Source organism: Psychrobacter sp. T6-1 (assembly GCF_052258445.1).
Genome location: NZ_JBQQFC010000606.1, coordinates 1 through 873 on the forward strand (window position 1 = coordinate 1; position 873 = coordinate 873).

1 protein-coding gene is annotated in these 873 nt (G+C 42.2%); it reads left to right on the forward strand.

What is annotated here, in order from left to right; all coding sequences use genetic code 11:
• Window positions 1-367: 367 nt before the first annotated feature.
• Window positions 368-873: MnmA/TRMU family protein (locus tag ACTXGO_RS14900; RefSeq protein WP_443575070.1), on the forward strand; the 506-nt coding region annotated here is incomplete at its 3' end.

Below are 873 nucleotides of genomic sequence, written 5' to 3' on the forward strand. Positions count from 1 at the left end.
ATAGGCACGCCCGCTAGTATCACGTATTGCTGCTGCTGACCATTATTATGAAACGCATGAACGTCTATACCTTGACCGATTTTTATCATAATTTTTCACATTAAAATTATTAAAAACTACTATCTAATTTTTAGCGCTACATTTAGCGCAATAGTCGCGCGCTGCTCGCCACCGATTTTGTTTACCTGATATAATACAGCTTTATTTTATCACAAGTTGTTGAGTGACTTTTATGTCCGTTAAACCAGATACCTTATCAAAAAACACCTTAGCAAAAGATACTTCAGTTGCATCCTCTTTTCACGCTCATCGTCCGCTTACCTTGGCCGATATAGATAACCCAAGCGATAAGCATGTCATCGTCGGTATGTCAGGCGGCGTTGACTCGTCTGTATCCGCCGTTTTGCTCAAGCAGGCAGGCTTTAAGGTTGAAGGTCTATTCATGAAAAACTGGGAAGAAGATGACGGCACCGAATACTGTACGGCTATGGATGATTTAGCGGACGCGCAAGCGGTGTGCGATAAGATAGGTATCAAACTTCATACCGCAAACTTTGCAATGGAGTACTGGGACAGAGTTTTTGAGCACTTTTTGGCAGAATATAAAGCAGGACGCACGCCAAACCCTGATATTTTGTGCAACAAAGAGATTAAGTTCAAAGCATTTTTGGACTATGCGCTTACATTAGGAGCAGACTTTATCGCTACTGGTCATTATACGCGCCGCAGCGTTAATGATACTAATGATAATGGCGTAGAAGTTGCGCAGCTACTACGTGGTCTCGATGACAATAAAGATCAAAGCTATTTTTTGCATGCAGTCGGCGGTGACAAACTTGCCAAAACCTTGTTCCCTATTGGTGAGCTTGAAAA